This window comes from Geminicoccus flavidas (assembly GCF_009806515.1).
GTDB lineage: Bacteria > Pseudomonadota > Alphaproteobacteria > Geminicoccales > Geminicoccaceae > Geminicoccus > Geminicoccus flavidus.
Genome location: NZ_WUJP01000497.1, coordinates 1 through 5485, shown reverse-complemented (window position 1 = coordinate 5485; position 5485 = coordinate 1). Strand labels below are relative to the sequence as shown.

Annotated in this window: 7 protein-coding genes; 3 read left to right on the top strand and 4 right to left on the bottom strand. The window is 69.8% G+C overall.

Annotation, left to right across the window (positions count from 1 at the left end; genetic code table 11):
* The 4 genes from EQG76_RS14060 to EQG76_RS14045 all read right to left on the bottom strand — a co-directional run.
* The coding region (locus EQG76_RS14060; RefSeq protein WP_235031363.1) for a glycoside hydrolase family 15 protein at positions 1–843 on the bottom strand (843 nt) is incomplete at its 3' end.
* Positions 840–1589, bottom strand: coding sequence for a trehalose-phosphatase (gene otsB, locus EQG76_RS14055; protein WP_159714480.1), 750 nt, complete (start codon positions 1587–1589; stop codon positions 840–842). The genes otsB and EQG76_RS14060, both read right to left, overlap by 4 nt.
* Positions 1590–1736: 147 nt before the next feature.
* On the bottom strand, positions 1737–2420 hold the full coding sequence (locus tag EQG76_RS14050) for a sulfite oxidase-like oxidoreductase (protein ID WP_159714461.1): 684 nt from the start codon (positions 2418–2420) through the stop codon (positions 1737–1739).
* Positions 2417–3418 carry an LLM class flavin-dependent oxidoreductase gene (locus EQG76_RS14045; RefSeq protein ID WP_159714458.1) on the bottom strand — a complete coding sequence of 334 codons (1002 nt, stop codon included), beginning with the start codon at positions 3416–3418 and terminating at the stop codon, positions 2417–2419. The genes EQG76_RS14050 and EQG76_RS14045 overlap by 4 nt, the downstream gene beginning before the upstream one ends.
* 208 nt (positions 3419–3626) lie before the next feature.
* On the opposite strand from EQG76_RS14045, the gene rpiB reads away from it, so the two are divergent.
* From rpiB to EQG76_RS33905, 3 genes are all read left to right on the top strand, one after another.
* Positions 3627–4061, top strand: coding sequence for a ribose 5-phosphate isomerase B (gene rpiB / locus EQG76_RS14040; protein WP_159714483.1), 435 nt, complete (start codon positions 3627–3629; stop codon positions 4059–4061).
* Positions 4062–4085: 24 nt separating this feature from the next.
* Positions 4086–5390, top strand: coding sequence for a serine hydroxymethyltransferase (glyA, locus tag EQG76_RS14035; RefSeq protein ID WP_159714455.1), 1305 nt, complete (start codon positions 4086–4088; stop codon positions 5388–5390).
* A 36-nt stretch (positions 5391–5426) separates the two neighbouring features.
* Positions 5427–5485, top strand: a 59-nt coding sequence (locus tag EQG76_RS33905) for an NrdR family transcriptional regulator (protein WP_456237662.1), incomplete at its 3' end; no start/stop codon positions are given.

The window sequence follows — 5485 nt, the reverse complement described above, 5'->3', positions numbered from 1 at the left end:
CTCCATGGTCCGGGTGGCGCCCAGCCGGTTGAGCGCGTGGACCGTGAAGTAGGTGTCGCGCAGCCAGCAGAACCGGTAGTCCCAGTTGCGCCCGGAATCGGGTGCCTCCGGGATGGAGGTGGTCAGTGCTGCGACCACGCCGCCGGTTTCCTCGAACGTGCACAGCTTCAGCGTGATCGCCGCGCGCAGCACCACGTCCTGGTACTCGAACGGCACTGACAGGTAGCGCGACCATTCCTGCCAGTAGTACAGGGTCTCCTCGTAGAGCTCGCGGAACACTTGGGCCGGCGCTTCCATGACCGAGGTGTCGCCGCTCAGGATCATGTGGATCGGGGCGTGGACCACGATCGGCAGTTCCTCGGCGATGCAGGCCACCGACATGTCGGTGGTCAGCCGGATCGCCTGGTCGCCGGAGATCAGGCGCAGGCTGTTGCTGAGCGCCACGGTCTGCATCGGCTCGGCACCATAGCGGCTGTTCGGCCGCAGCCGCACCGTGCAGGGGAAGCGGCCCTGCACCGGCTCGATCCGGCGCAAGAGCGTGGCCGGGCGGAACATCCGGCCGAAGCGGCGGCAGCGCGGTGCCAGGTCGATGATCCGGATCACCGCACCGGTCTCGTCCTCGAGCTCGGTCTCCAGGATCGCGGTATTGCCGACATAGCGCCGGCGCGCTGTCGCAGGGCGGGTCGGCTCGACCGACCAGAAGCCGCCTTCCCCACCCAGGAGCGCGTGGAAGATCGGGTCGCCGTCCAGCCTGGGCCAGCAGGTCCAGACATGGCGGCCCTGCTCGTCGATCAGCGACGCGATCGTGCCGTTGCCGATCACGCCCAGGTCGAGCCCGCTCACGGGCTCTCCCCCTCGAACGGCCCACTGGTCCGCAGGAGTCCGGCCAGCCAGGTCCGGACATCGTGCGGGCGGCGCAGCGGCCCGGCCGGCCCCACCAGCAGGCCGTAGCCGCCGCTGCGCTGCACCGTGTCGATCGCATCGAGATCGGTCGTGTCGTCGCCGATGAAGACCTGGGTGCGGCCGGAAAACGGCGGCTGCCCGGCCAGGGTCGCCACCGCGGCCCCCTTATGGACGCCCTTCCGGCGAAACTCGAACACCGCCTTGCCGTGCAGCACCTCGTAGTCCGGGAAATCGGCCACGATGCGCTCGACCGCCTCGCCGATCTCGCCCTCCAGCTCCGGCCGGGCGCGGACATGCAGTGCCACCGCCCCGCCCTTGTCCTCGACCAGCATGCCGGGGTGGCGCAACGCCAGGGCCACCGCCAGGTCGCGCAGCCGCTCCGGCACGGTGCTGATCCGGCCGGTGGTGCCGTCCGCCGCGATCCGCCATTCAGCCCCGTGCTGGCCTGCCACCGGCAAGCGCAGCGGCTGGAACAGCCGATCCAGGTCGGCCACCGTCCGCCCGCTCACCAGCGCCACCGCACCCCCGGCCTGGGCGAACAGCTCGGCAAGCACTGCCTTAAGCTCGTCGCTCACCACCACCGCGTCGGGCGAAGGCGCGATGTCGAGCAGGGTACCGTCCACGTCCAGGAACAGCGCCATCTGGCTGAGCGGAATGGTCGGCAGGTTCGCCGCTGGCTGGATCAAATTCCTCGTCCGCACGTGCTTTGGTCGTTTCCGGAAAGGCCCGGCCACCGCCATGCCTTTGGCCCTTAGGGAAACCCGACCGGCGCGCCAGGACAACCCCCGACCGTGCCGGCAGTTCCGGCCCGACGGGTTCAGCCTTCCTCCCGTTCAGCCCTCTTCATCGTGGTAGCGCTGCTCGGCCCAGGGATCGCCACGGTCATGGTAGCCGCGCTCCTCCCAGAAGCCGCGCCGGTCCTCGGCCACGAACTCGATCCGGCGCAGCCACTTGGCACTCTTCCAGAAGTAGAGGTGCGGCACGACCAGCCGGACCGGCCCGCCATGCTCGACCGGCAGGGGCTCCCCTTCCCAGCGATGCGCCAGGAGCGCGTCGGGCGACGCGAAGTCGGCGAGCGGCAGGTTGGTCGTGTAGTCGTCATAGCCGTGCAGCACGACGAAGCGCGCCTCGGGCTTCGGCTTCGCCTGGGCCAGTATCACGCTGGTGGCGACACCCTCCCAATGATTGTCGTAGCGCGACCAGGTGGTGACGCAGTGGATGTCCGAGACGCTGCGGGTCTGCGGCTGGGCCAGCATCGCCTGCCAGTCCCAGGTGAACGCCTCCTCGACCAGGCCGAACACCCGGAGCTGCCAGCGCTCGGGCGCCACCTTCGGCCGGGTGCCCAGGTCCAGGATCGGCCAGTTGGTGACGACATGCTGGCCGGGCGGCAGGCGCTCGCCGGCAGAGCGGGTCTCGCCGGTCAGGAACCGGCCGCTCTCGGCCCAGCCCTGCTTGATCTCGGCGAGCCGCCCCCGGACCTTAGGCGTGGCAGGCAGGTCGTCGCTCTGGTCGGTCATTGGCCGGTCCCGTTCAGCTTGGCGGCGATGTCGGCGAGCAGGGTGAAGGAGGCCTTGCGCGCCGAGTGATCATAGAGAGGTGCCGCCACCATCACCTCGTCGGCGCCGGTGCGCTCCAGGAAGCCCGCAAGGCCGTCTCTCACTGTGCCGGGCGCGCCCACGAACGAGCAGGCCAGCATGTGCTGGGCCCGCATCTTCTCGTGCGGCGTCCAGTAGGCATCGATGTCGTCGACCGGCGGGCGCAGCCGGCCGGGGTCGCCGCGCTGCAGATGGGCGAACTGCTGCTGGATCGAGGTGAACAGATAGCGGGCCCGCTCGTCGGTCTCAGCCACCACCACGTTGGCTGCGACCATGGCATAGGGCTCGGCCAGTTGCGCGGACGGCTCGAAGCGGGCTCGGTAGATCTCCAGCGCCTGCATCAGCGCATCCGGGGCGAAATGCGAGGCGAAGGCGAACGGCAGGCCGAGCGCGGCTGCGAGCTGGGCGCCGAACATGCTGGAGCCCAGGATCCACAAGGGCACCTCGGTGCCCACGCCCGGCACCGCCCGCAGAGTCTGGCCGGGCCGCTCGGGTGCCAGCAGCGCCTGCAGCTCGACCACGTCCTGCGGGAAGCGGTCGGCACTGTCCGCCGAGCGGCGCAGCGCCTGGAAGGTGCGCATGTCCGAGCCGGGGGCGCGGCCCAGGCCAAGATCGATCCGGCCGGGGAACAGGGTGGCGAGGGTGCCGAACTGCTCGGCGATCACCAGCGGCGAATGGTTCGGCAGCATGATGCCGCCGGCCCCCACCCGGATCGTGCTGGTGCCCGCCGCGACATGGCCGATCACCACCGAGGTCGCCGCGCTGGCGATCCCGATCATGTTGTGGTGCTCGGCCAGCCAGAAGCGGCGATAACCCAGCGCCTCGACATGGCGAGCTAGGTCGAGCGCGTTGCGGAACGCATCGGCGGCGGTCGACCCTTCCACGATGTGGGCGAGGTCGAGCACGGAGAAGGCTGGCACCGGTCGGGCACTCCGGGGAAATGGTCGTCCTGATATGTAGATGCATCCCGGCCCTGCCAACCGGCGGCCAACCACTCGCCTCTCTGCCGACCGCCTCCTCGCCGGTCGGTGGGGGCCATTCCGGGAGCGGTCGGCGCCGATGGTGCGCAGGCGGGCGGGTCATGCTATCTGCGCGGCCGCAGCAAGGCAGGGACACCTACGCGTGGGCATGGCGACGATCGCGTTCGGCGCGGATCATGGCGGCTTCGAGTTGAAGGCGCTGCTCGTGGCAGCGGCGGAGAAGCAGGGCCATCCGGCGCTCGATCTCGGCACGAACGGGCCGGCCCCGGTCGACTATCCGGACATCGCCCGGGCCGTCTGCGCCGCGATCGGCGAAGGCCGTGCGGCGCGCGGCGTGCTGATCTGCGGCACCGGGATCGGCGTCTCGATAGCCGCCAACCGCTTTCGACACATCCGCTGCGCCCTGGTTCACGACGTGACCACCGCCAGGCTGACCCGGCTGCACAACGACGCCAACGTGCTGGCGCTGGGTGCCCGGGTGATCGGGCCCCAGGTAGCGCTGGACTGCCTGGAAGCCTGGCTCGCGACGCCGTTCGAGGGCGGTCGCCACGCCGCCCGCATCGCCAAACTCACCAACCTGTAGCCCGCCCGCTCCGGAAGAGAACCCATGGCCGCTTCCACCGACCTTCCCCGGACCCGTTCCGCCGGCTTCTTCACCGCCGGCTTGGCCGAGGCCGACCCCGCTCTGTTCGGTGCCATCCAGGACGAGCTGCACCGCCAGCAGGACCAGATCGAACTGATCGCATCCGAGAACATCGTCAGCCAGGCGGTACTGGACGCCCAGGGCTCAGTGTTCACCAACAAGTACGCCGAGGGCTATCCGGGCAAGCGCTACTATGGCGGCTGCGAGTTCGCCGACGTGGTCGAGCAGCTCGCGATCGATCGGGTGAAGGAGCTGTTCGGCGCCAGCTTTGCCAACGTCCAGCCGCACAGCGGCGCCCAGGCCAATTTCGCGGTTCTGCTGGCCCTGCTCCAACCGGGCGACACGATCATGGGCCTGTCCCTCGCCGCCGGCGGGCATCTGACCCATGGCGCCCCCGCCGCTGTGTCCGGCAAGTGGTTCAACGTGGTCCGTTACGGAGTCCGCGAGGACGACCACCTGATCGACTATGACGAGGTGCAGCGCCAGGCCGAGGAAGCCCGGCCGAAGCTGATCATCGCCGGTGGCTCCGCCTATCCCCGGATCCTCGACTTCGCTCGCTTCCGCCAGATCGCCGACAGCGTCGGCGCCACCCTCCTGGTGGACATGGCCCATTTCGCCGGGCTGGTGGCGGGAGGCGTGCATCCCTCGCCGGTCCCGCACGCCCATGTCGTCACCTCGACCACGCACAAGACCCTGCGCGGCCCGCGCGGCGGCCTGATCCTGACCAATGACGAGGCGCTGGCGAAGAAGTTCAACAGCGCGGTGTTCCCGGGCTCGCAGGGCGGCCCGCTGATGCATGTCGTGGCTGCCAAGGCCGTGGCGTTCGGCGAGGCGCTCACCCCTGAGTTCAAGGCCTATGCCCGCCAGGTGGTCGATAATGCCAGGGCGCTGGCCGGGGTGATGATCGAGCGCGGCTGCGCCCTGGTCTCGGGCGGCACCGACACGCATCTGCTGCTGGTCGACATGCGGCCCAAAGGGGTCAAGGGCAACGTCGCCGATAAGGCTCTGGAGCGGGCCGGGATCACCTGCAACAAGAACGGCATCCCGTTCGACCCGGAAAAGCCCGCGGTTACCTCGGGCATCCGCCTGGGCACGCCGGCCGGCACTACGCGCGGCTTTGGCACCGCCGAGTTTCAGACGATCGGCCATCTGATCTCTGACGTGCTGGACGGTCTGGCCCGCAACCCGGAAGGCGACGCCCAGGTCGAGCAGGCGACCCGGCACAAGGTCGAGGAACTGTGCCGGCGGTTCCCGATCTACCGGCGCTGACGCCGCCACGCTTGCCCGAGAGGCGATGATCCGACCATGCGCTGCCCGTTCTGCGGCTACGAGGACACCTCGGTGAAGGACAGCCGGCCGATCGA